We start from the raw sequence: 25,746 nt of genomic DNA, 5'->3' as shown, positions 1-25,746 counted from the left end.
GAAGATATGTCAAGATTTGATGAAAAAAAACAATTAAAATGTTCCTTTTGTGGGAAATCTCAAGATCAAGTAAGAAGGCTTATAGCTGGTCCTAGTGTCTATATATGTGATGAGTGTATTGAACTTTGTCAAGAAATCATTCAAGAAGAGTTTGATGAAAGTATAGAAGTTCATATGGGTGATTTACCTAAACCAAAGGAAATCAAAAACATATTAGCTGAATATGTAGTAGGTCAAGAAAGAGCTAAGAAGGCCTTAGCTGTAGCTGTATATAACCATTATAAACGTATTAACCATGCGGGTAAAAAGGATGATATAGAAATCCAAAAGAGTAATATAGTTATGGTAGGTCCAACGGGATCAGGAAAGACTTTACTTGCTCAAACATTGGCTAAAATATTAAATGTACCTTTTGCTATAGCTGATGCTACTTCATTGACAGAGGCAGGATATGTGGGAGAAGATGTGGAAAACATCCTATTAAAACTTATTCAAGCAGCTGACTATGATATAGAAAAGGCTGAGAAGGGAATCATCTATATAGATGAAATAGACAAGATAGCAAGAAAATCTGATAATCCATCTATCACAAGGGATGTATCTGGTGAAGGTGTACAACAGGCTCTACTTAAAATATTAGAGGGAACTGTTGCTAGTGTTCCACCACAGGGTGGACGAAAGCATCCACACCAAGAATTCATTCAAATAGATACTACTAATGTATTATTTATTTGTGGTGGTGCCTTTGATGGATTAGATAAGGTTATTCAAAAGAGAATTGGTAAAAAGACTATGGGTTTTGGAGCTGATATTCAAAGCAAGGAAGTAAAGGACATTGGTCAATTACTTGGTAAAATAGAGCCAGAAGATCTACTAAAATACGGTTTAATTCCAGAATTCGTAGGAAGAATTCCTGTTATGGTAACATTAGAGCAATTAGATGAAGAATCGCTAGTTGCCATATTAAAGGAGCCTAAGAATGCCATAGTAAAACAATATAAAAAATTATTTGAAATAGATAATGTGGAATTAGACATAGAAGAGGATGCTTTAGTAGAAATTGCTAAAAAGGCCATAGAAAGAAAAACTGGAGCAAGGGGACTACGTAGTATAGTGGAGAACCTAATGCTAGATGTTATGTTTGAAATTCCATCTAGGGATGATATAGAAAAGTGTGTAATAACTAAAGAAACAGTTGTTAACAAATCAGAACCTACTTTAGTTATTTCAGACAAGAAGAAAAAGAAAAAAGTTAAAAAAGAAAGTGCTTCATAAATAAAAGGAGATGATTAATTCATCTCCTTTTTTGAGTTACTAAAGTAAATTGACTAGTTTATTTTTTCATATGCTTTAATGGGAATAGGGGTCTTTATCAACAAGGGCCCTTAAAATATTTTTTTCAATTTGAGATTTTCCAATAAATTCTGCTGTATATACAATATGGTCTTTTTTCCATATGTAGAAGTGCCTATCTTTACCTTCAAAGGTAAAAATATTAGTATTATCTAGGGTTATTATATGTGCTTGTGTTTCTGTTTCTCGGTCATATGCGTTTTTTTCTAAAAAGTCATATCGGTGGGTAGATTGTGTTTGAACAAATGTTATTTTTGAGTCAGGGTTCTTTTTATTTTCGAAATTGGTTATTAATTGAGTCCATGGCTCTGTATCCATATAAGTAGGACATCCTGTACTTGAAGAAATGGGGGTAAATCCTCCAGGTAATTGTAATGGAAACTTAGGTACAAAGCCAATAATTTTTTCTGCTTTCTTTAAATCCTTGTGACCATATATGTACAAATGATTTTCCCATGATTTAGATATATAGTCCATATTCTTTAAATCTTTTGTATACTCAAGAGATGATAAAATCATTTCCATATCTTCTTTAGAAACTTTACTCTCATGAGTATCTCCGTAATAAGAAGTGTTTTTATCATAATAATCTAAACTATACCAGATGCCATCCTCTTCCCAGACAAAATCTTTTCTAATATGTTCTAGTATAGGGATACGCTTTCTATCTTTTGTATTGTTTTTTTTCAATTCTCTTATACCTTGTTCTGTCCAATCATAGTGAAATGTAGTAGTCATATTAATACCATGAATATTTCCCATGGTGAGAGGCTCTAGGGTAGAGTTTTTTGTGATTTTTTCACCAGTCATACCCGTATATGTTTTATAGGGATTTTTCCTTATATCCCTGAGAAGGTCTTTATTAGAAATCATCAAAGTAAAACCAGAGGTATCAACAATATTTTTTACATGAAATTTTATGCTTAATACACCATCATACAAGTTAATTGAATCAAAAATATAATTTTTTAGTTCCCTATCTGGAACTTTAAAATCAAAATCAACAAAATCAGTGGCACGGTCCAGGGTATTAAAATGAGCAGGTGTTCCTAGACTCAATTCCTTTATTTGAGAGTTTGTTCCATTATCACTAATACTCACCTGAGCATTAGTAAGTGTAAGGGGGCTAAGGAATAAAAAAAAGATTAGAACTAGTATAGACATTTTATAGGAACTTCTTTTGAAGGTTTTTATCATCATAATTCTCCTTTCAATTTGAGTTTTACTTTCATAAAAATATGAGGGAAACATTTTCTTTGAAATATGACTTGAAATGATACTTGATAGTTTTAGAATAGTTAGGCCATACTCAGTTCCTTCATGTTCTTCAAGAATTTCAAGTACTCCATAATCACAAGATAATTCTCTATCTAATCTCATTTCTTTCACTGCAAACCATACTATAGGATTAAACCAATGAAGGGTGAAGGCTATAGTCTCAACTAAATTATAAAATAAATCTTTCCTCTTATAATGGATCAATTCATGTAAAAGAATATAATATAGATCCCTAGGTTGTACCATACTTAAAATATCCTTGGGAATATAGATTTTAGGATTAATAAATCCAGATATAAAAGGACTTTTTATGGTATCTGCGTAATATAGTGAAATATTTTTATTGATTCTTAATTTTTCTTTTAAAATATATAAAGTTTGTATTATATTAGGATCATTGATTTCATCAAAACTTCTTACCTTATTATGGAAGACTAGGCTTGTTCTAATAAGAAATAAAAATATAAATGAAAATCCAAAGAACCAAATATATGAAGATATTTTAAATATTCTTCTTAAGGAAGGATTTTCTAAAGGGATTATCCTTTTATCTTTTATTACCTTTTCTTTCTTATATAGGTCTTGATTTTTTATAGGGTTTAAAGGAGAGATTTTTTCCTTTTTAATTATATTTATTTGACTACTATCTAACACATCTGATTCTAATGTATAAAAGCTATCAATAGAATTATGATAAGCCATTATATGCTTAGGGGTTTCAGGTAAAAGATTCAGAAAACTCAATGGACTTTCAGGATTAAAAGGAATCAACAATCGTAAGATTACTAAAAGCCATAAACCATGACGAAATTTTAGATCAAGATGATTTTTCATGAGTTTTTTTATAAAAAGAATCATAAGGGTAATTAGTGTAGCAGTCAATGAAGCATATAAAATCCATAAAAATACAATCTCTAGTAGGTCCATATAAAATCTCCTTCTAAGCCTTTAAGAGGCTACTTTTTATTTTAAAGTTCTTGTTTTTCTTTGAGGATTTTTTGAAGCTTTTCTATTTCCTCATGGGATAGATTCTCTTCCTCTAGAAATTTTGAAAAGAGCATTTCTAAAGCCCCATCATAGACCCTTTGAAGAAAAGAAGTATTTTCCACCTTCACATAATCATCATAAGAGAACAATGGATAGTAAAGATAGTTTCTACCAGATTTTTCAAATCCAATGACCTGTTTATTGAGAAGTCTATTAATAAAAGTTTTAATAGTTTGATGGGACCAATTTGTTTTCTCTGATAATGAAGCAATGATTTCACTAGAAGACAAGGGATGATCTTTCCATAAAAGCTTCATAATTTCAAATTCAGATTGGGATATTTTAGGAATGTTTTTCATTTCGTACACCTCCATAGATAGAATGATTTATTTACAAATGTAATTTCAATTAAAGTTTACAATTGTAAACTTTAATTGTCAATGATTATTTTTGAATATGCCTAAGTAAAAAATATTTGACAATATAAATTCTTTTAGCTATAATCATATATGTTACAAAGAACAAGTAAATATAATCTTATCAAGAGTGGTGGAGGGACTGGCCCTATGAAGCCCGGCAACCTGGATTAAATTCTGTGGTGCTAAATCCAGCAGGTGATACCTGACAGATAAGGGACAGAGGAAATTTAACTTCTTGCATTATCTGCAAGAAGTTTTTTATTTTATTAAAAAGTAATTAATGTGCACAGCTTTTTAAATTGGAAATAATTGTCCCTAAAAAAATGTATGTTATTTAAACTAGATGTAGGAGGAAGGATTATGAATAATAAAAAAAGTGGTTTAGCATTGTTACCATTATTAGTTTTTTTAGTTATGTATTTAGTAACATCAATTGTAATAGGAGATTTTTACAAGATGCCTGTGAGTGTATCTTTTTTAGTAGCAAGTATAATAGCCATCTGTATGAATCCTAAGGAAAAGATTTCAGACAAAATAGAGATCTTTTGTAAAGGAGCAGGGAACACTAATATTATAATCATGTGCTTCATATTCATACTAGCAGGAGCCTTTGCTAGTGTGGCGAGAGAAATGGGAGCTGTGGATTCTACAGTAAACTTAGGTCTTAGTATTTTACCAGGAAATATATTAATAGCAGGAATATTCGTAATTGGTTGTTTCATATCCCTATCCATAGGAACCTCTGTGGGAACTATAGTTGCCCTATCCCCAGTGGCCATAGGGTTAGCTGAAAAGATAGATATATCATTAGGTCTTGCCTTAGGAGCTGTAATTAGTGGGGCCATGTTTGGAGATAACTTATCTATGATATCAGACACCACCATTGCAGCAGCACGTACGCAAGGTTGTGAGATGAGAGATAAATTTAAGATGAACTTTTTAATAGTAGTACCGGCAGCCATTGTAACGGGAATAATATTTATTTTAATAGGAAGCGGAAATAATACGGCCCTAGGAGGGGATCATCCATATAGTATAATTAAAGTCTTTACTTACTTAGTAGTATTAATAGGAGCCCTATCAGGAGTAAATGTATTTGTAGTTTTAACAGGAGGAACGTTATTTGCAGGAAGTGTAGGTATTATGACAAATTCCTTTGACATATGGGGATTTGTATCAGCCGTATCTAAGGGAATTAATGGTATGGCAGAAATCATAATAATATCCCTATTAATTGGTGGTATGGTGGAAGTGATTAAATTTAATGGTGGAATCAATTTCCTATTAGATTTTATTAAAAATAGAATATCAAGTAAAAGGGGAGCTGAATTTGGGATTGCCCTATTAGTAGGTGTAGTTGATCTATGTACGGCTAATAATACTATTGCCATAGTAATGACAGGACCAATTGCTAAAGATATAGCAGATGAGTACAATATAGAACCAAGAAGATCAGCCAGTATATTAGATACATTTTCATGTTTCTGCCAAGGAATTATTCCCTATGGAGCGCAAATTCTTGTGGCAGTGGGAGTTGCATCAAATAAGGTGTCATCATTTCATATAATGAGACATTTATACTACCCATACCTAATGGGAATATGTGCAGTAATAGCCATATTAGTAGGAGTACCAAAGCTTAAAGAAGCTTAAGATTCGGAAACTGAAAAAATCCTTTATGTGAGTCTATTTCAGGGAAGGATTTGAATATGACTTAATAGATAAAAAACAGGATGGGCATGCCCATCCTGTTTCTTTACAAATTTTAAGTATTATGTTAATGAAAATTGTCTTCTACTTTTTTCAGAAGTATGGATTGGTGATGATTTTGTCCAGGTAACATCTTTATATTGTGTATTTTCTCCCTTAGATATCTTCCAAGATATGCATATAAGGTGTAATATCCTGGTGGTAAACCATCTAGTACAAAATTTCCGTTATCATCAGACTTGGTTTGACATACTGCATAGGACCTGGAATCATCATAGGATCCAAAGTATAGCAAGATAATTGCATTTGGAATGATTTCTCTGTTGTTTTTGGAATATACTACTCCAGTGATTTTACCAGCAAATTTGCTCATATCATTATCTAGGGTTAGTTGAACATTCTGGAAGTTAAACTGGGAAGGATTAGTTTCTACGTGTTGATCCTGGTCCAAGTCTTGCATACTTTTTTGAATACTTGATTGATCTTGTGCCTTTTGGGAGTTGTTTTTTTCTGTTACATATTCCCTTTGAACTAGATCGCTTTTTTCAATAGAATTATTAGTAGCCACTTTTTCTGGAAGATTTTCCTGTGAACTCATAAAAGAACCTCCTATAATTTCTAAAAGCAGTGTTGATTATTATAGGATATTTTTAAAATGGTGGGGGAAATCCCCCCACTATTTTAATTAATATCTAGCACCAACGCTTTGGCTTATCTCTAAGTTTTGCATCTGCGTCCGCATATGCATCTGCATCTACCTTATTTTTATTTTTAGCATCTGCGTCTGCATAGGCTTTATTTTTAGCATCTGCATCGGCCTTAGCCTTGTTTTTAGCTTTAGCATCTGCATCGGCTTTAGCTTTGTTTTTAGCTTTAGCATCTGCATCAGCTTTAGCTTTGTTCTTAGCTTTAGCATCTGCATCAGCATCGGCTAAGGCTAAGTTTTTAGCGTCTGCGTCATTATCTGCATCATTTTCGGCCTTTTGACCTTGATATTGTCTTTGATAAACAGTATTATAGTTAACTTGTTTATTGTATTGAGTTTGCTTATGCATATCCTTTTCGATTTCAATTTCCTTTTCAATTTCCTTGTCTAATTCATATTCCTTATCTATATCCATGTTAGTATTTTTTGATTTTGATTTAGAATCAGCATCTACTTTGTTTCTATTTTTAACATCTGCATCTGCGTCTACTTTATTTTTAACTTTAGCATCTGCATCTGCCTTGGCTTTGGCTTTAGCTTCTGCTTCTAATTCAAGTTTAATTTCTTTTTTTAGTCTTTTCTTTAATTGTTCATAAGATAATTCATTCATCATATTTTATTCCTCCACTATTAGATTAATTGGTTTTTGTTTATATAAACTTACTTAAATTATAGAAAATGGTTGTCTTTCTAATTTATTCTATTAACTATCAAATATAAAAGTGCTAGTTAATATTAAATTTTATGTTTTGTTATAAAAACATAAATAATATGATTTAATCATAAGAAAAATTTCTTTAGTGAAAGGAAACGTACATGATTTTCCTTTCACTAATTATATATGCTTTTTTTTGTTTTTTGTGATGAATATGACAGAAAATTAATAGATTCACAGTTAGACATATGAAAGGAAGATTAAAAAATAATGGGTTAAAGGAACATGACGAAAAAAGTTACATGCTTTTTCTGGTTGCATTTGTTTTTTATTATTGTTTAAGGGTAAAATAAGTTTATAAGGAGGCCATATGAAAAGAGATTATGATCATGAAGCCTTATAACCATTGAAAAAACTATCCTGTTTATATATAATAGTGTTATTGTGAAAAATCCTAGTAAATATGGAAAAATTTCCATCGTGATTCCTATAAATTATTAAAAAATCACAATAAAGAATAACATAGTATATGGATACAAAAAATACAAAGAAGATTATAACCTTAAGGAGTAGATATTAGTGGAAAAGAAGGATAAAATAAAAGAACTACCTCTCATTCCCCTAAGGGGACTTTCAGTATTCCCCCATATGGTACTACATTTTGATGTGGGCAGAGAAAGGTCAATAAAGGCACTAGAAGAAGCCATGCTTGATGATCAAATGATATTTTTAAGTTCCCAAAAGGATGCGACAGTAGATATTCCTACTGTGGAAGACTTTTATGAAATAGGAACTATTTGTAAAATAAAGCAAATGCTTAAATTACCAGGAGATGCCATAAGAGTACTAGTAGAGGGAATAAGTAGAGCATCTATTGAAGAAGTAACTGATGATGATCCATACTTTAAGTGTAAAGTAGTGGAGTATCTAGATGAAGAAGTGAAAATGGATAAAGAAACAGAAGCATTAATGAGAAATATCGTTACAGAGTTTGAAAACTACATAGAAGCAAGTAATAGAATTTCTCCAGAAATATTTTTAACAGTAACATCCATAAATGAACCAGGAAGGCTCTGCGATGTTATAGCATCTAACATGGTTCTGAGGATAGATCAAAAACAAGACATATTAGATGCCATTGTAGTTAAGGATAGATTAGAAGTAGTATATGGTCTATTAGTAGAAGAAATAGAAGTATTAGAAATAGAAAGAGAAATTCAAGCAAAGGTTAAAGGGAAAATAAACCAAGTACAAAAGGAGTACTATTTAAAGGAACAATTAAAGGCCATCCATGAAGAATTAGGAGAAGATGCAGATCCAGAAGATGAAGTGGAAGAATATAAGGATAGGCTGGGAAAAATAAAGCTACCAAAGGAAGTGGCCGAAAAGGTACAAAAGGAATTAAAAAGATTATCAAAACTATCACCTTCTTCCTCAGAAAGTGGAGTTATTCGTACATACATAGAGTGGATATTAGATCTGCCTTGGAACAAGCAAACAAAAGATAGAATAGACATTAAAAAGGCAAAGGAAATTTTAGATGAAGACCATTATGGTTTAAAGGATGTAAAGGAGAGAATCCTTGAATATTTAGCCATTAGAAAATTAGCTAAAAATATGAAGGGACCTATTTTATGTTTAGTAGGACCTCCAGGAGTAGGAAAAACATCCATAGCCAAATCCATAAGTAGTGCCCTTAATAGGAACTTTGTGAGAATGTCACTAGGTGGAGTTAGGGATGAAGCAGAAATAAGGGGACATAGAAGAACTTATATTGGAGCCATCCCAGGAAGAATAATGACTTCTATTAAAGAGTCAAAATCTAAAAATCCCGTATTTCTATTTGATGAAATAGATAAATTAGCCAGTGATTTTAGAGGTGATCCAGCTTCAGCATTACTTGAGGTGTTAGATCCTGAGCAAAATAAAGAGTTTGTAGATCACTATTTAGAAGTGCCCTTTGATTTATCTAAGGTCTTATTCATAACAACGGCAAATAGTCTAAGTACTATTCCAAGGCCTCTTTTAGATAGGATGGAAGTAATTGAAGTATCTGGATATACGGAGGAAGAAAAGGTTAAGATAGGGCAAAGATATTTACTTCCAAAACAGATAAAGGAGCATGGATTTAAAAAGACAAATTTAGATGTATCAGAGGCTGTATTAAGGGATGTTATAAATTATTATACTCGTGAGTCTGGCGTAAGAAATTTAGAGAGACAGTTGGGAACCCTTTGTAGAAAAACAGCTAGGAAAATAGTTGAAAAGGATGCTAAAAAAGTTAGGATTACCACATCAAATCTAAAGAATTACCTAGGAAATAGGAAGTATAGGTATGATTTAATGAAGGAAGATCACGAGGTAGGTGTGGCTACAGGTCTTGCTTGGACAAGGGTTGGTGGAGACACATTATTCATAGAAGTAAGTAGTATGAAGGGAACTGGAAAACTAGTTTTAACAGGACAACTTGGTGATGTGATGAAAGAATCTGCAAGGGCAGGACTTACATATATAAGATCTAAGTGTGATAAATTAAACATAGATGAGGAATTTTACAAGACAAAGGATATTCATGTACATATTCCAGAAGGTGCCATACCAAAGGATGGTCCATCGGCAGGAATAACTATGGCAACGGCCATCATATCTGAATTGTCAGGAATTCCAATAGATAAAAATGTAGCCATGACTGGAGAAGTAACCCTGCGAGGAAGGGTACTTCCTGTAGGTGGAATAAAAGAAAAGGTATTAGCAGCTCATAGGGCAGGTATTAGAAAAATATTACTTCCTATAGATAATGAGAAGGATATAGAAAAAATACCAGCTAATGTGAGAAAGGACTTGGAATTCTTCCCAATGGAAAATATGGACCAAGTAATAGAACATGCCTTAGTTAAAGAGGAGAAATTAGATGAAAATTAGAAGTGCAGAAATATTAATAAGTGCAGTAAAACCAGCCCAATATCCAGAGGACATAAGTCAACCTGAGATTGCCATGGCAGGTAGATCAAATGTGGGAAAATCATCTACAATAAACATGCTGTTAAATAGAAGAAAGCTTGCAAGGACTAGTGCGAGCCCAGGTAAAACTCAAACTATAAACTTCTATGGCATAAATGAAGAATTTAGATTAGTGGATTTACCAGGATATGGTTATGCCAAGGTTTCAAAAGCCGCAAAGGCCACTTGGGGAAATATGATGGAAACCTATCTAAGTAGTAGAGAAAATCTAGTAGCAGTATTTTTATTAGTAGATATTCGTCATAAGCCTACTGCTCAAGATAAGCAAATGTTTGAATGGATTAAACACTTTGGTTTTCAAGGTATTGTAATTGCCACAAAATCAGATAAAATAAGTAGAGGTCAAAGACAAAAACATTTATCCATCATAAAAAAGGAACTGAAAATGGAATCAGATGATATCCTAATTCCAGTTTCAGCTCAAAATAGAGATGGGAAAGAACATGTTTGGAGTTTGATAGAAGAATTATTTAGAGTTAACGATTATGAAGTTAGAGAAGATTAATAAAAAATGCCTTAAGGTGATTTAGTGCATAATAAATACTTCTTTTATTAAAACTAGAAATAGATTGTTTGGAGGTTTGTCATGTGGAAATGGACTTTGGATGAGCCTACTTCAGGAAAATATAGTGAAAATTTTTCTTCGTAGGCAAGTTACTATATGGAGAAAGCTTTGAGTTGATAAATCTATAATGGATAAAAGGAGATTGGATATGAATATAGTTACTGGTGATAGATATTGGATAAATAGGAGGGAGATTCCTAAAAGATATTCCTATTTACATAAGGATATAAAAACGGATGTTTTAATACTAGGTGGAGGGATAACGGGAAGTTTATGTTTTTATTATTTTAATAAAAATAAGATAGATACTACCCTAATAGATAAGAATATCATTGGATATATGGCCACTAGTGCATCCACCTCCATATTAGATTATTCTATGGACATAAATATGATAGGAGTTAGGGGATTGATAGGAGAAAAAAATGCAGCTAAGGCCTTTAGATTAACTAGGGAATCTATAGATCATATTGAAAAAATAATAAGGGATGATTTAAATTCTCATTGTGGATTTATGAAAAAGGATTTATTGTATTATACTGACAACAAATCCTATTATAATATGTTTAACAAGGAATGTGACTTGCGAAAAAAACATGGTTTTAATGTGGAGTTTTTAGAGGATAATGGGAATAAGTTTGATTTTAATATTAAAAGTGCCATATACTGTAAAGATGACACGGCAGTACTAGACCCCTATGAATTATCCCATGAATTATTAGCTTATGGAGTAAAAAGTGGAGGAAGAGTATTTGAAAATACCCAAGGAATACATGTTAAACCCTTAAAAAATAAGGTTATTATACATACTAAAAATGGATTTAAAATAGAGGCTAAAAAGGTCATAGTAGCCACTGGATATGAGGGAAGAGATCATATAAGAGAAAGGATAGTAAGGTTAGCTAGGAGTTTTACCATAGTCACAAAACCTATTAAAAATCCAGAGGGATGGTATAATCTATGCAATATAAGGGATGACAATAATCCTTATATTTATATAAGATCCACAGAGGATAATAGGATGATAGTAGGTGGAGAAGACTTGGCACTAGGTGGAATACGTAGTAAAATGACAAATTTAAAGCAAGAAGATAAGGTATCTTTCATGAAATATGAAAGTTTGGAAAAGAAAGTAAAAAAAATGTTTCCAAGGATTAAGGATCTCCAAATGGAATATGGTTTTAGTGGATTTTTTGGGGAAACTAAGGATGGGTTACCTTATATAGGTACATATGATGATCCTAATATATATTATTGCCTAGGATACGGATCAAATGGCATATTATATGGAGAATTTGGGGCTAGATTGTTATTAGAATTATATAAGGGTAAAGAGAACCCCCATATGGAACTCTTTAGGTTTAGAAGATAATCATGGGCTATACCCATGATATCTTTTATTATTACACAAATATGTCTTACTTTACGATTTTTATTCTAGGATATGGACCCTTTTACTTTTCTGATTTTAAATGTGAATATATTTGTAGGAAGTTTAACTTCAGATATTATCATGGAAAATAGTATTAACATGCCACCTACAAAACCACGAAATGGTAAAATTTCTCCTAAAATAATGAATGCAAATATGGCAGCAAACAAGGGTTCACCAGCTAGTATTAATGCAGCATGGCTGGCATTTGTATTCTTTTGAGCTAGATTCTGGATTATGAATGCACCAGAAGTGCAAACTATAGCTAAAAATAATATTCTACTCCATACATAAGTGCCCTGTGGCATTACAGGAGTTCCAACTATAAAAGATGCAATTAGACTAAGTATAGCTACCACTAGTAGTTGTACAATAGTCAAGTTTATGGGATTTACCCTAGGTGCATATGTGGATACACTCACAATATGACTAGCAAATCCAAAGGCACAGATTAAAGTTAAAATATCTCCTCTTCCTAATTCTAAATTTCCATCTAAAGTTAAAAGGCCAAGACCTATAATAGATATGAATGCTGCTATGATAGATCCATTAGGAGGTCTTTTCTTTAGAATTATAGATGAAATCATAGGAACTATTACTACGGCAAGACCACTTATAAAAGCTGATTTTGATGCTGTAGTGAAATTAAGTCCAACTGTTTGAAATGCGTAGGCTAAAAACATGGCAATACCTACTATGAGCCCACTCTTTATAGTGTCCCTATCAATTTGTATGAATGTCTTATAAAAAACAGCCATACAACTAAATGAGGCTATGAAAAATCTAACTGCTAAAAAATTAAATGTTTCCATGGCGTATAATACATCCTTAGTATATATAAATGTAGTACCCCATAAAATTGCAACCACAAGAAGTCCTATGTTTGCCTTAAGTTGTCTATTCAATGATAATCCTCCTTCCAAGATGTCCATAAATATTCTAACACAAACTTTAGGAACTTAATATTATAAATTGTATGATTTATGGTGAAATTTAAAGAAATCCTCTTATAACTCATTACATATTCTATAGTAGTATGACAAAAACTATTTTTAGAATTATATGTGAAAAAGCATATTACAAATGTATGTGTGAAGAAAGAGGTTAAAGTCTATGACAAAGGAAGATTTTAGTTCAAAGTTACTAACATTTATTTTTACAATAGTTATGTTTATTAGTCTCCTTGAATTCTTTATGAAAAAAGAAACATATTATGTTATTTATGTGATTTTTATATATGTTATTTATATGATTTTTCTTTATCTTGAAAAGAAAAATATATTTAAAATAAAACTTTATATAAAGATACTCATTGTTATTACAATTATCATAGATGTAGTAGGCGGATTTTATTTTAAACTCTATGAGACTACAGGGTGGTTTGATAATGTGATGCATGGATTAGGTGGTTTTTCAGTTACGATTTTTTTCAATTATGTCTTAGGTGTGAAAAAGATTTCAAGTTCTAGAATTTTAGTTTTTATCTTTGCATGGTCTGTAGGTATTGCTACGGGTGTTTTTTATGAACTTGCAGAATTTGCCTTAGATATAATTTTAAAAACTAAAACTCAGAGAGGTTTGGTAGACACTAACTTAGATTTGTTATTTGGTACATTAGGTGCTATGATAGGGTCTGTTTTTATTGTATATAGGAAGGATATTTAGGTTTGTTAGGTATGAATGGGGTTTTATGAGGTTTACTTGAGGAAAATTTATTTAAAAATTTTCTATTGAAGTCATTGTCACATACTTAGGAAGTAGTTTTATGTCACTCTTATTCTTTTATAGAATAGGAGTGTTTTTATTGTAAAAAATTGAAATTATTTGTAATAAAATGCTAAAATATCATTAGAAGATTTATAAACAAATGGATTTGGAGGTAATAATGGGAAAAATAACAAATGCTATTAAAATGCTTATATTGTTAAAAAGTCATGGAAGAATGAAAGTAAGAGAGATTGCAGAGGAATTAAACATAAGTGAAAAAACGGTGAGAAGGCTTAAAAATGAACTATGGGATGCAGATATTCGTATATTTTCTTATGGTGGTAAAGATGTAGGATATCATATAGACGATAGGAATTATATGCTGGGTGTATATTTAACAGATGAAGAATATTTAGCCTTAAATAATGCTAAAGAAGAATTAAAAGAAACTAATAGTCTATTTTACGAAGATTATAGATCCATATTTGAAAAACTTAGTTGTATATATAAAAAAAGTAGAGAAACCTGTGAAGAATTAAGTTTGGTAAATCATACAATCAATGAAAGTGTGTCAAGTATAGATGTGGATAAGCATAGAAAAATTTGGATAGATATACAGGCAGCAGCCATAGGACAAAGAAAGATGAAAATGAAGTATTATTCTTTAAACTCTGGTGTAAGTGAGAGAATAGTAAGGCCTTATGCCGTGTATAAATTTAAAGGACATATCTATTTTATAGCCTATTGTGAGAAAAATGAAGAGGTAAGAGACTTTAAGATGGTAAGAATAGAGGAGTATAAAATTTTAGAAGAAAAATTTGAAAAGGATAAGAATTTTAATTTTCAAGATTATAGTAGAAATTGTTTAGGAGTTTACAGAGGAGACGATATTTTTATTAAATTAAAAATTCATTATCCTATGGCACAAATAATAAAAGAGCAAGTGTGGGTTAATAATCAAAAGATAATAGAAAATCATGATAATAGTATAACCTTTGAAGCTACCATGAAGGGAAAAGAAGAAATAAAAACATGGATAAAATCCATGGGCAGTAGTGCTTTAGTTTTAGAGCCAGAACATATTAAAGAAGAATTGAAAAAAGAATTTCAAGAATGTTTGAAAAAATATTAAAAAAGTTTTTTAGGCATATAAAAAAAATAAACTAGTCAATTTTCTGAGGAATTTGGATTATTTTCAAGGCATGGTGAGCGAGCATATTAAACATATGTAAGCGATTCCATAACGAAGAAAATAATTCAAATAACCAGTGAAATAACTAATTTATTTTTTGAATATACCTTACCGTTTTTTGTCCAGGTAAGAAAATATAATAAAAGACAAAGAAGAAAACTGTAAATATTCTTTGTGGAAGGGAGGACTATATGAAATATTATGAATTAAGAATAACGGCTTTATTAAAAGAAGATGTAAAAATGATAGATGTGGGTTCTGTTTTAGGGAGGCATATAAACTATTGTATGTCCAAAAATGAAATACTTAGAGATATACATAAATCTACTTTACCTAAATTATATTGTTATGACTATCCATATCCCTTTGAGGCTGATAAAACATATAAAGCTAATAAGGTATATGTATTTAAGCTAAAAACACCTAAGGAATATATAGCTAAAGAGATGAGAAAGGTACTGAGTTTTTATAATACAGATAAAATAAAACCTTTAGGTTGCGATCTTAGAACAAAGAGATTTTTCAATGTGGAAAAATTACTAACAGTAACTCCCGCAGTAACTACTGTGGATAATAGAAATTGGATAGTAGGAAATGATTTTGATTTGCTATGGAAGAGAATAGATAATAATTTAGAGAAAAAATATAAGCAACTATATGGTGACCCTATAGAGTTAAATGGTAGTGCCATTGAGTGTATAGATATAAAAAATAAAGTACCTGTGACTATGAATTATAAAGGGGGGAAAATACTAGGAAATAAATTTGAGTTAAGATTTAAGCCTGATGAATTATCTCAAAAACTTGCATTTATAGCCCTTAGTACAGGTATACTTGAAAAATCCACATCCATAGGAGCAGGATATTGTATTAGTAGGAAGGGGTGATAATTTGATATATAATTTATTAGATACTTTTAAAAAAGCCTATCATATAAAGGGTGATGATTTAGTTATTGAAAATCATAGATTAAAAGAAGGTCTTTATATAAAAGTATGTGAAGATGGAACTATGAAAAGTACTATTATAAAAAAAGATTCTACAGTGGACAGTAATTATGAATGGTTTAGAAAAGCTGATTTTTATTCAAATCTTATAAATACAAATAAATACATTGGAGATAAGAAAATTCATAGTAATAATTATTTGACTTTTTTTATAAAAGAAAAAAATTTCAAAAAAGAAAAATTCCCAAAAGATGTGAGTGAGCGTATAAACAAATACTATAAAACTTTAGAAGAAGATAAAAAAAACAATTTATTGATGAAATTTATAAATAAGAATGAAAAGGAACTGGATTCATCATATATAAAGAAAATCATAGTAGATGAAATGGATAAAGAGAAATTAAAACATTCTAAACAGTTTATACTTGAAAATTCAGATTTGATTTTTGGAGAAATTAGACAATTTAAGGAAAGTGATTTTGTAAAAAAGAAATCTACAAAAAAAGAAAAAGAAGAGCTGTATATAAAAATATATTTTGATTATAATGATTGGTCAATATATGAATTGGAATCTAAAAGGTATTTATATCCTAGAATATTTAATAAGTCAGAGGTCAAGACTTTTAGAACTTTGGATAAAAGATTGTATGGAATATCTAATTTGAATGTAGCATTAGATGATAAAAAAAGTTATTTAAAACATAAGAATCGAAAGGATATCTACCCGAATTATATAGAATTTAATGATGCTGTGTCCCTATACAAATATAGTGTATGGCTTTTATCAAATAAATTAGGTAGAAATTTTAAGCCCTTTGATTATGATTATAGAATACCTTTAAAGGAGATTAAAAATTCTAATACTGATTCCATATTAATTAATATGAAAAATAATCAAGGTAATATAGAGTTTGTAGATTTTGAAATAATACCAGGATTTGAAGATAACGTGAATTTTCAAATACATAACTATGTTCAAGGGTCTTTTTACAATAAAGAAATTAAAGGATATATAGAACCTAATTATAGAAATTATAACAACAAAAATAGACAAGATGTATTAAAAGCTATAAATGATCATTTATATAATAATAAGCTAAAGCAAAGTTTTAATAGTGACTTAAAAGATATAAAACCTCCTAGGTGGGGGAGTAAGAAATTTTGTAATATTATTTTACTTACTAAAGAGAGTGTATATAACTACATATACAAAGATGATGGAAATGGAATTAAAAATAGTATAGATAAACTATATATTAACCTAGTTATTGATGGAATAAAAAGAGGTAAAGAACAGGGAGTCAATAGCTTTAATACTTATATGGCCTTAAAAATACTATTTGATTTAAGGGGAGATGAGTTGGTGAAAAAGATAAAAGAAATGAGAAACAATATAGAAAAAACCATATTAGACAAAGAAACACATGACTTAGAGGATATATATGAATATTCATATTTGGCAGGGCAAATATCCTATTACCTTATGAATCAATCGAAATCTAAAAATAAAAATCATGATGTGGTAGAGAGGATTTGTAACTATAAAAATGTATCTAAAATAAATGATGAGTTAAAATTTTGGTTTAAAAGATATGGTCATGCCATAAGAATGAACTATTCAAAATTTAACAAGGCATTGTCTATGACTTTAGCATTTAATAAGGAAAAGGAAATAGATGAAGATATTTTTTTAGCGGGCTACCTAGGGGACAATATTTTTTACAATAGGGAGGAAAGGTAATGAAATTTAATAATAGAGTATTTGGATTAGTGGGTATTAGTGCAAAGATGTCAAATTGGAATGCAGATTTTACAGGAAGACCAAAGAGTACTTCAAATAATCAGATATATGGAAGTGATAAGGCCTTTAAATATCCTATAAAATATCTTTGGGACGTGGAAGGAGAGAGTGTATTATACATAAAATCCTTTAAAGAAGACAAAAAAGATTTAAGACCGAGATCTTTAAAAGAAAGGTATGAACTAATATTTCATACTACTTTAGATAAAAAGAAAACTAAGGGCACGGAAGTATTAAAAAATTTATTTAGTGCTATAGATGTAAAAAATTTTGGAGCTACTTTTGCAGAGGAAAATCAAAATATATCCATAACAGGAGCTGTGCAAATAGGTCAGGGAATGAATATATATGAAAAAACTAGTGTGGAGATACAAGATATACTATCCCCATTTAGAAATGCTAAATCAGAAGATGCGGGTGCAGCTTCATTAGGAACTAAGATAGTAGTAGATGAAGCTCACTATGTATATCCATTTTCTATTAATCCTTATGCCTATGATGACTATGTAAGTACTATAGATGATTTTGAAGGGTACACAATAGAAGCCTACGAAAAATACAAAGATGGATGTTTAAGAGCTACTACAGCCTTTGGAACTAATAGTAAATTTGGTTGTGATAATGAATATGGACTATTTATAAAATTAAAAGAAAATAGCAAAATGGCTTTACCTAATTTAGCTCAATTTGTTTCTATGAAAAAAGAAGATGAAAAGACTATAATAGACTTTACGAAATTAAACAGTCTATTAGCAGGAAAAGTTTTAGAAGAAGTGGAGAACATTGAACTTTATTATAATCCTTATGAAATTAGTATAGAAGGAATTGATAAAGAAAAGGTTAGTTTATTGAATATATTTACGAGAGAAGTGATATAAGGTGAATATATTAAAATTCAATGTATCAGGAAAGACAGCACATTTTAAAAAGCCAGATGTAAACTCTTATGCCTATTATACATATAGTCATATACATAAAATATCCATATATGGAATATTAGGAGCTATACTTGGATTAAATGGTTACGCACAACAAAAGGAAGAACAATATCCAGAGTTTTATGAAAGATTAAAGAATATAAAGATAGGTATAGTTCCTAAAGGTGAAAAAAGAGGATATTTCTCTAAAAAAATAATAGAGTTTAACAATTCTGTAGGATACGCTAACATTGATGCTAAGAGTAACCCCTGTAACTTAGTAGTAAGGGAACAATGGTTAGAGGATGTATCTTGGGATATTTATGTATCTTTAGATGATTTTAAAGATGAATTACTGAAAGATAAATTAGTAGATTATATACTTCACATGAAGGCAGAATATATTCCATACTTAGGCAAAAATGATCATATGGCTAATATATGTGATGGACAAATACTGAATTACAATGAAATAAAAGATGTGGAAGAAATTCATAGTTTATTTTATTACGATAAAACAAAACTTGAGTATGAAGCAGTAGATGAGGATGAAACTCCATTTTTATTTAAAGACTATATGCCTGTGGAGTTAAACCCTATCAATAACAAGTATGAATTCAGAGAATTAGGATTTTCTAATAGGGCTGTAGAATATATGGACAACCAGACTATCATAGTAGACAAAAATAAAAATATAGTATTGATTTAGGCATATTCAAAAAATAATGGGAACTTGAAAAATCAAGTTCTCATTATAAGGAAGGAGGAAATATGGAAAAATTAAAAGATATTTTGAATAACTCAAATATATATTTAGCTCACACCCATAAAGATAAACAGGACGAAACTCTAGAAGAACATTTAGACTTAACATTTAGTTATTACAAGAAACTTAATAAAGAAAAGAATATAGAAAAAATACTGGATAGAGGATTAAATGAATTTTATATAAACAAAAAAAATAAAGAGTCATTCTTATCTAGGGAAGGTAAAAACATGGTAAAGAACCTCTTTCATAAAGCCATATATTATCATGATCTTGGAAAAATTAATCCATCCTTTCAAAAGATAAAGATGAAAAATAAAGAGTTTAATAATATAAAAGCCACAAATGACACTACCCATGGCCTATTATCTTCCCTTATGTATATAGATATTTTTTATGATGAAATAAAAAATATGAATTTAGATAAATATGAGAAAAATGTGCTTAGAATATTTTTGATTTCCTTTTCTTATTCCATATCTAGACATCATAGTTATTTAATGAACCTAGATGAGTATAGAGAAAAACTCCAGACTTTAGTTAGGGATATGGAGTATGATAATGATAAGGTTATGAATTATATATATACTGAAAGAATAATTAAAAGGGAAGATACATTTGAAAAAAATACATTTAAAAAGCTTATGGATAATATTAACCAATATATAAAATCTGGAGATGTATTTTTTTTAATAAATAAATTGTTGTACAGTTTGATTATAGCCTGTGATTATTATGCCACTAGTGATTATATGAATGAAGAGATAAAGGATTTTGGTCAAATAAAAAACATGGATATTGTATATGAAAATTTCAATAATAGTCCTATTCTAAAGGGAATAAGAAAATACGAAAAATTTAGAAATGGTAAAGATGAAGAATGTCCCTTTGAAAAAGATTCTATAAATAGTGTACGAAGTGAAATATTTTTAGAAAGTGAAAAAAGTTTACTAAATAATATGGGAGAAAATATATTTTATCTAGAAGCTCCCACAGGGAGTGGAAAGACTATCAACTCTCTAAATTTAGGATTGAACTTATTAAAACACAATAAATTAGATAGATTATTTTATGTATTTCCATTCAATACCCTATGTGATCAAACCTATGATGTGGTATCAGAATATTTTGACAAAAAGGATATGGCCATATTAAACTCTATAAAACCAATCAAAATAGATAAAGAGGAAATACTAGACTATGATAAATCCTATTTAGATAGACTTTTTATACATTATCCATGTATTCTTACAAGTCATGTGAACTTTTTTAATTATTTATTTTCTAATGGAAGAGAAATTCAAATACCTCTTATACATATATGTAATAGTGTAGTTATATTAGATGAAATACAAAGCTATAAGGTTAGTATATGGAAAGAGTTAGCCAATATGCTAGACCTATATTCTAAAATACTAAATATAAAGTTTATAATCATGTCAGCCACTTTGCCTAAAATAAGTAAGCTATGTGAAAATCTAAATATGGGAGTAAGTCTTATAAAAGATTCTAGTATATATTTTAGTAACCCTAAATTTAAAGATAGAGTAAATCTAGACTACTCTTTATTGGATAAGGGAAAATTGAAAGTGGAAGAAGTTGCTAATGAATTTATAAAATATAGAGAAAAGCTAGGGCAAAAGAGAATATTAATAGAATTTATAAAAAAGAAAAGTGCTAGAGAATTTTACGATAGACTTAAAGAAAATTCCTTATTTAAAGATAAGTTATTTGAATTAACAGGTGACGATAATGCTCTTGTGCGAAAAGACTTGTTAAGTAGATTAAAGGAAAAGAAGGATGATAAATATGTGCTAGATGATGTGATTGTAGTATGCACCCAAGTAATAGAGGCTGGAGTAGATATAGATATGGATATAGGATTTAAAGATATATCCATATTAGAAGCAGAGGAACAGTTCTTAGGTAGGATAAATAGGTCTAGTACAAAATATGATTCAAAGGTATATTTTTTCCATTGTGATGATGAAAAAAGTGTTTATAGAGACGATTATAGAACTGAATTTTCACTGATAGAGGAATCCTATAGATATATACTTAATAATAAAAATTTTGATAAGTACTATGATGAAGTATTAAATATAGTAGATAAAAGAAAAAAAGAATATAATGAAAATTCTTATGAGATTTATAAAAACAATTTAAAATACTTAGAGTATATGAAATTATGTGAGAGTTTAAAACTAATAAAGGATAAAACCTATAGTGTATTCATAGCTCATAAATTAAAAAATCCTATGACAGATGAAATTATAGATGGAAAAGAAATATGGACTAAATTTAAAGAAATACTACTAGATATGCACATGGCCTACACTGAAAAACAAATAAAATTATCTCAGATAAAGGAAGTTATGAACTATTTTATTTATTCAGTTTATGAAGAATTGAATTACAGTGATGATGAACAAATAGAAGATATGTACTATATAGAAGATGGAGAAAAATATTTTAAAGATGGAAAATTCCATAGGATATTATTTGAAGAAGAAATGATTCCACAAAAGGGAGATATTTTTATATGAAAATTACAGGAACTTTAGTTAATTATTATATACATTGTAAAAGACAATGTTGGCTACATGGTAACAAAGTCAATTTAGAAGATTATAGTGAATTGGTTAAGATAGGAAAACAGCTCCATCACAATAAATTAGAGAGTAATAAAAATGCTGAGATAAGTATTGAAAATATAAAAATAGATAAAATAAAAGGCCAATACTTAGTAGAGTATAAAAAATCCAATGCAGATATAAAGGCAGCATCATGGCAAGTTTTATATTATCTATACATATTGAAGAAAAAAGGTATAACTAAAAAGGGTAAGTTAATCTGTCTAGAAAAAAATAGGAATGTGAAAAAGACTTTAGAACTTAGACTAACAGATGAAATGATACGGATAATAGAAAAAACTGAAAAACATATAAAAGAACTTATTTTATCAGAAGAAATACCTAGAGTTAAGATAATGGCCAAATGTAAAAAGTGTGCATATTATACATATTGTGCTCTATGATTAGGAGGAGTTTATGGCAGAGTCAGTAAGATACATAATGTCACAGGGAGATCTAAAGAGAAAAGATAATTCCTTATGTTTTAGAAAAAATTCAAAAAATCACTATATTCCTATAGAAGGAGTAAAGGAAATATATTGTTTAAATGAAGTATCATTAAATACAAAATTATTAGATTTTCTAGCAAGTAACAACATAGTATTACATTTTTTTAACTATTATGGAAGTTATTCAGGTACATTTTTTCCTAGAGAAAAATATATTAGTGGGAGAATAACCGTAAGGCAGGGGTTAAAATATACCAATGAAAGATTGGTAGTAGCTAAATCTATAGTTAGAGGAATTGGAATTAATATATCAGAAGTTCTATATACCTATTATAAGAATGGGAATAAGCATATTAAAGGAAATATAGATTTTATTAGATATGAGTTAGTAAATAATCTAGAAAAATGCAACAATATTAAAGAAATCTTGGCAGTAGAGGGATCTATATGGGCAACATTTTATGATTCAATTAGATTAGTATTGAATGAAGAGTTTGAATTTTTCAAAAGAGTAAAAAGGCCTCCAGATAACCCAATTAATGCAATGATTTCGTTAGGAAATAGTATCCTATATACAAAAACAATAACACAAATATACCATACTCATTTAAATCAAGGAATTAGCTTTTTACATGAACCCTCAGAAAGTAGATTTTCATTAGCTTTAGATTTATCGGAAGTGTTTAAGCCTATAATTGTATTTAGAACCATATTAACATTGGCTAATAGGAAAATGATAAAAGTAGACAAGCACTTTGATAAAAATTTAGAGTATTGCCTTATGAATGAAGAAGGTAAAAAAATATTTATAGGAGAATTAAATAAAAGATTAGAAGATACCTTTAAACATCCAAAACTAAAAAGGAAAGTATCTTATAACACGGCAATAAAGTTAGACGCTTTGAAGCTAGTTAAATTTGTATTAGAAGATATGCCATTTATACCTTTTAATATAAAGGAGATGATGTAATATGGTTAAGAAATACAATTATAACTATGTATTTTTATTCTATGATGTGGAAGAAAAGCGATGCAATAAGGTTTTTAAAGTGTGTAAAAAATATTTAAATCACTACCAAAAATCTGTATTTAGAGGTGAACTTTCTCCATCAAAGATGTTGAAATTAAAAGAAGATTTAGATAAAATTATAGATAAGGAAGTTGATTATGTATCTATGATAAAATTATTGAACCAGAGTTTTTTTGAAGAAGAACATATAGGCAAATATGTTTTGCAAGATGAAGAGATGTTTATTTAATATTTTCTAATGATTAAGAAAGGTTAAATCCTTAGAAGTATTGAAATTACAAGGAAAAAGAAGAATTTTTAGATAGATTTACTAAAGCATGAAAATCATTAGAAAAAAATCTTTGAAAGTGTTGCAAATACTATGAAATAGTAAAAAAGTTATTTATACAAATGTGCATTTTACTATGGGAGAACCTAAACATTGGATGTATTGAAATACGCATATGCTATGGATTTACTCTAGAAGGGGAATGGAGAACCTAAACATTGGATGTATTGAAATAGGTCTACACTTAGCCAATATTTATCAGGTACATATAGGAGAACCTAAACATTGGATGTATTGAAATTTGTAACGGCATGTATAATATGTGTTGCACCTAAATGGAGAACCTAAACATTGGATGTATTGAAATTCAACAATATCATCTGTACTATAAGGATTTATGTAAGGAGAACCTAAACATTGGATGTATTGAAATTGTTATCACCTTCCAAACACTCTGCAAATTACAGCAAGGAGAACCTAAACATTGGATGTATTGAAATTAGAATAGGAGGGAATTTGATATGGAAAATGCAAAGGAGAACCTAAACATTGGATGTATTGAAATTTGGGTAATGATAATAAGGGGAGACCTAGCTTATTAGGAGAACCTAAACATTGGATGTATTGAAATGAGCCATTGTCTTTAATTCCAATAGTAATAACTTTATCAAGGAGAACCTAAACATTGGATGTATTGAAATTTCCAATATTGTGGCTTAGAAACTCGTACCCATGTAGGAGAACCTAAACATTGGATGTATTGAAATAAAAAGGGTCACGTATGGGTGGCTACAACGAAAGCGGAGAACCTAAACATTGGATGTATTGAAATTTTTTAATAAAAACCATAATATGAAAATGTGGGTGGGGAGAACCTAAACATTGGATGTATTGAAATTTTCTTCAACAACTTTAGGATCTGACCAAAACTCTGGGAGAACCTAAACATTGGATGTATTGAAATGTCCATTTCCTGTGCCTTCTTCCCATTCCACTCACTGGAGAACCTAAACATTGGATGTATTGAAATTCAGTATGAACAAACCAATACCATCCCAAATATCGAGGAGAACCTAAACATTGGATGTATTGAAATGCATTTCTTCCAACATTACATAGATGTGCCCTTCCATGGAGAACCTAAACATTGGATGTATTGAAATATTTTTTCCTCCCTTAAACTACTGCTATTAAGTTGGGAGAACCTAAACATTGGATGTATTGAAATGTTATCAGATGAAAACAAAGGATATTTTAAAGCAGGGAGAACCTAAACATTGGATGTATTGAAATGGGGTGAATTAAAGGGTATTAGCTTTAATATGGTAAGGAGAACCTAAACATTGGATGTATTGAAATCTAAAATTAGTGATTTATTTTAAATTATACTGTATAGGAGAACCTAAACATTGGATGTATTGAAATTAGATTAGAGGAACAGCTTTGGAAGATTAAAAAAGTGGAGAACCTAAACATTGGATGTATTGAAATGCCAATAATAGATTTCATACAAACTTTTCATTTAAAGGAGAACCTAAACATTGGATGTATTGAAATTATGATATTACTATAGAAGAAATAAAAGAAAATAGAAGGAGAACCTAAACATTGGATGTATTGAAATTATCAATCCTCCAACAAACAAGGAGAGCCTAAGCCCGGAGAACCTAAACATTGGATGTATTGAAATATGAATATGTATCCTTGACCCCATACATCCGTCAAATCGGAGAACCTAAACATTGGATGTATTGAAATAAAAGTAATGCTGGATAGGTTATACTTAATTAGACAATAATTATTCGGACGTGATAGAATTAAATGAACAATAATTGGAGGGAATATCATGTCTAATAAATCTAAAAGATATACAGATGAATTTAAATTACAAATAGTTAAATTATATAATA

Annotated in this window: 20 protein-coding genes, 1 CRISPR repeat array and 1 riboswitch; of the genes, 15 read left to right on the top strand and 5 right to left on the bottom strand. The window is 29.7% G+C overall.

All coding sequences use genetic code 11. The features are described from left to right. Window positions 1-6: 6 nt before the first annotated feature. On the top strand, window positions 7-1,275 hold the full coding sequence (gene clpX / locus N4A57_RS11220; RefSeq protein ID WP_293658090.1) for an ATP-dependent protease ATP-binding subunit ClpX: 1,269 nt from the start codon (window positions 7-9) through the stop codon (window positions 1,273-1,275). Window positions 1,276-1,350: 75 nt separating this feature from the next. Here clpX and N4A57_RS11215 read toward each other — a convergent pair whose 3' ends face one another. Continuing rightward, window positions 1,351-3,558 carry a M56 family metallopeptidase gene (locus N4A57_RS11215; protein WP_293658089.1) on the bottom strand — a complete coding sequence of 736 codons (2,208 nt, stop codon included), beginning with the start codon at window positions 3,556-3,558 and terminating at the stop codon, window positions 1,351-1,353. 41 nt (window positions 3,559-3,599) lie between these two features. After that, complete coding sequence (locus N4A57_RS11210) at window positions 3,600-3,977, bottom strand: BlaI/MecI/CopY family transcriptional regulator (RefSeq protein ID WP_293658088.1); 378 nt, start codon at window positions 3,975-3,977, stop codon at window positions 3,600-3,602. 175 nt (window positions 3,978-4,152) lie between these two features. Next, window positions 4,153-4,253, top strand: a riboswitch (SAM riboswitch). A 144-nt stretch (window positions 4,254-4,397) separates the two neighbouring features. Between N4A57_RS11210 and N4A57_RS11205 the strand changes: the two genes are divergently transcribed. After that, complete coding sequence (locus N4A57_RS11205) at window positions 4,398-5,690, top strand: Na+/H+ antiporter NhaC family protein (RefSeq protein WP_293658087.1); 1,293 nt, start codon at window positions 4,398-4,400, stop codon at window positions 5,688-5,690. 124 nt (window positions 5,691-5,814) lie between these two features. Here the strand turns inward: N4A57_RS11205 and N4A57_RS11200 are convergent, their stop codons facing one another. Together N4A57_RS11200 and N4A57_RS11195 are read right to left on the bottom strand one after the other, a co-directional pair. Continuing rightward, a complete protein-coding gene (locus N4A57_RS11200; protein WP_293658086.1) occupies window positions 5,815-6,345 on the bottom strand; it encodes a carboxypeptidase-like regulatory domain-containing protein in 531 nt (176 codons plus the stop codon). Between the two features lie 94 nt (window positions 6,346-6,439). Further along, window positions 6,440-7,066 (bottom strand): hypothetical protein, encoded by a 627-nt coding sequence (locus tag N4A57_RS11195; protein ID WP_293658085.1) that lies wholly within the window; start codon window positions 7,064-7,066, stop codon window positions 6,440-6,442. 621 nt (window positions 7,067-7,687) lie between these two features. Here N4A57_RS11195 and lon point away from each other — a divergent pair. From lon to N4A57_RS11180, 3 genes are all read left to right on the top strand, one after another. Then, window positions 7,688-10,030 (top strand): endopeptidase La, encoded by a 2,343-nt coding sequence (lon, locus tag N4A57_RS11190; RefSeq protein WP_293658084.1) that lies wholly within the window; start codon window positions 7,688-7,690, stop codon window positions 10,028-10,030. Beyond that, the gene (gene yihA, locus N4A57_RS11185; RefSeq protein ID WP_293658083.1) at window positions 10,020-10,634 is read left to right on the top strand and encodes a ribosome biogenesis GTP-binding protein YihA/YsxC; all 615 of its coding nucleotides are present in this window, start codon (window positions 10,020-10,022) and stop codon (window positions 10,632-10,634) included. The genes lon and yihA overlap by 11 nt, the downstream gene beginning before the upstream one ends. Before the next feature lie 208 nt (window positions 10,635-10,842). Further along, the gene (locus tag N4A57_RS11180) at window positions 10,843-12,066 is read left to right on the top strand and encodes an NAD(P)/FAD-dependent oxidoreductase (RefSeq protein WP_293658082.1); all 1,224 of its coding nucleotides are present in this window, start codon (window positions 10,843-10,845) and stop codon (window positions 12,064-12,066) included. A gap of 65 nt (window positions 12,067-12,131) precedes the next feature. Here N4A57_RS11180 and N4A57_RS11175 read toward each other — a convergent pair whose 3' ends face one another. Then, complete coding sequence (locus N4A57_RS11175) at window positions 12,132-13,031, bottom strand: DMT family transporter (RefSeq protein WP_293658081.1); 900 nt, start codon at window positions 13,029-13,031, stop codon at window positions 12,132-12,134. A gap of 208 nt (window positions 13,032-13,239) precedes the next feature. Between N4A57_RS11175 and N4A57_RS11170 the strand changes: the two genes are divergently transcribed. From N4A57_RS11170 to cas2, 10 genes are all read left to right on the top strand, one after another. Beyond that, entirely contained in the window at window positions 13,240-13,791 is a 552-nt protein-coding gene (locus N4A57_RS11170; RefSeq protein WP_293658080.1) for a hypothetical protein, read from the top strand. 220 nt (window positions 13,792-14,011) lie between these two features. Further along, on the top strand, window positions 14,012-14,965 hold the full coding sequence (locus N4A57_RS11165; protein WP_293658079.1) for a helix-turn-helix transcriptional regulator: 954 nt from the start codon (window positions 14,012-14,014) through the stop codon (window positions 14,963-14,965). A 251-nt stretch (window positions 14,966-15,216) separates the two neighbouring features. Continuing rightward, a complete protein-coding gene (locus N4A57_RS11160; protein ID WP_293658078.1) occupies window positions 15,217-15,912 on the top strand; it encodes a hypothetical protein in 696 nt (231 codons plus the stop codon). A 4-nt stretch (window positions 15,913-15,916) separates the two neighbouring features. Continuing rightward, the gene (locus tag N4A57_RS11155) at window positions 15,917-17,713 is read left to right on the top strand and encodes a hypothetical protein (protein WP_293658077.1); all 1,797 of its coding nucleotides are present in this window, start codon (window positions 15,917-15,919) and stop codon (window positions 17,711-17,713) included. Beyond that, window positions 17,713-18,651: a type I CRISPR-associated protein Cas7 gene (locus N4A57_RS11150; protein ID WP_293658076.1), complete on the top strand. Its 939-nt coding sequence runs from the start codon at window positions 17,713-17,715 to the stop codon at window positions 18,649-18,651. The genes N4A57_RS11155 and N4A57_RS11150 overlap by 1 nt, the downstream gene beginning before the upstream one ends. A gap of 1 nt (window position 18,652) precedes the next feature. Continuing rightward, window positions 18,653-19,399: a type I-B CRISPR-associated protein Cas5b gene (gene cas5b, locus N4A57_RS11145; RefSeq protein ID WP_293658075.1), complete on the top strand. Its 747-nt coding sequence runs from the start codon at window positions 18,653-18,655 to the stop codon at window positions 19,397-19,399. A gap of 62 nt (window positions 19,400-19,461) precedes the next feature. Beyond that, window positions 19,462-22,002, top strand: coding sequence for a CRISPR-associated helicase Cas3' (gene cas3, locus N4A57_RS11140; RefSeq protein ID WP_293658074.1), 2,541 nt, complete (start codon window positions 19,462-19,464; stop codon window positions 22,000-22,002). Continuing rightward, window positions 21,999-22,493, top strand: a complete 495-nt coding sequence (locus tag N4A57_RS11135; RefSeq protein WP_293658073.1) for a CRISPR-associated protein Cas4 — start codon at window positions 21,999-22,001, stop codon at window positions 22,491-22,493. The genes cas3 and N4A57_RS11135 overlap by 4 nt, the downstream gene beginning before the upstream one ends. 13 nt (window positions 22,494-22,506) lie before the next feature. After that, window positions 22,507-23,508 (top strand): type I-B CRISPR-associated endonuclease Cas1b, encoded by a 1,002-nt coding sequence (gene cas1b, locus N4A57_RS11130; RefSeq protein ID WP_293658072.1) that lies wholly within the window; start codon window positions 22,507-22,509, stop codon window positions 23,506-23,508. A gap of 1 nt (window position 23,509) precedes the next feature. Beyond that, window positions 23,510-23,797 carry a CRISPR-associated endonuclease Cas2 gene (gene cas2 / locus N4A57_RS11125; RefSeq protein WP_293658071.1) on the top strand — a complete coding sequence of 96 codons (288 nt, stop codon included), beginning with the start codon at window positions 23,510-23,512 and terminating at the stop codon, window positions 23,795-23,797. Window positions 23,798-23,975: 178 nt separating this feature from the next. Continuing rightward, a CRISPR array of direct repeats spans window positions 23,976-25,594; the repeat unit is 30 nt; unit sequence GGAGAACCTAAACATTGGATGTATTGAAAT. Window positions 25,595-25,746: the final 152 nt, after the last annotated feature.

The sequence above is a fragment of the Anaeromicrobium sp. genome (genome assembly GCF_025210435.1).
GTDB lineage: Bacteria > Bacillota > Clostridia > Peptostreptococcales > Thermotaleaceae > Anaeromicrobium.
Note: the sequence above shows the minus strand (reverse complement) of the source record. Positions and strands in the feature narration are given on the sequence as shown.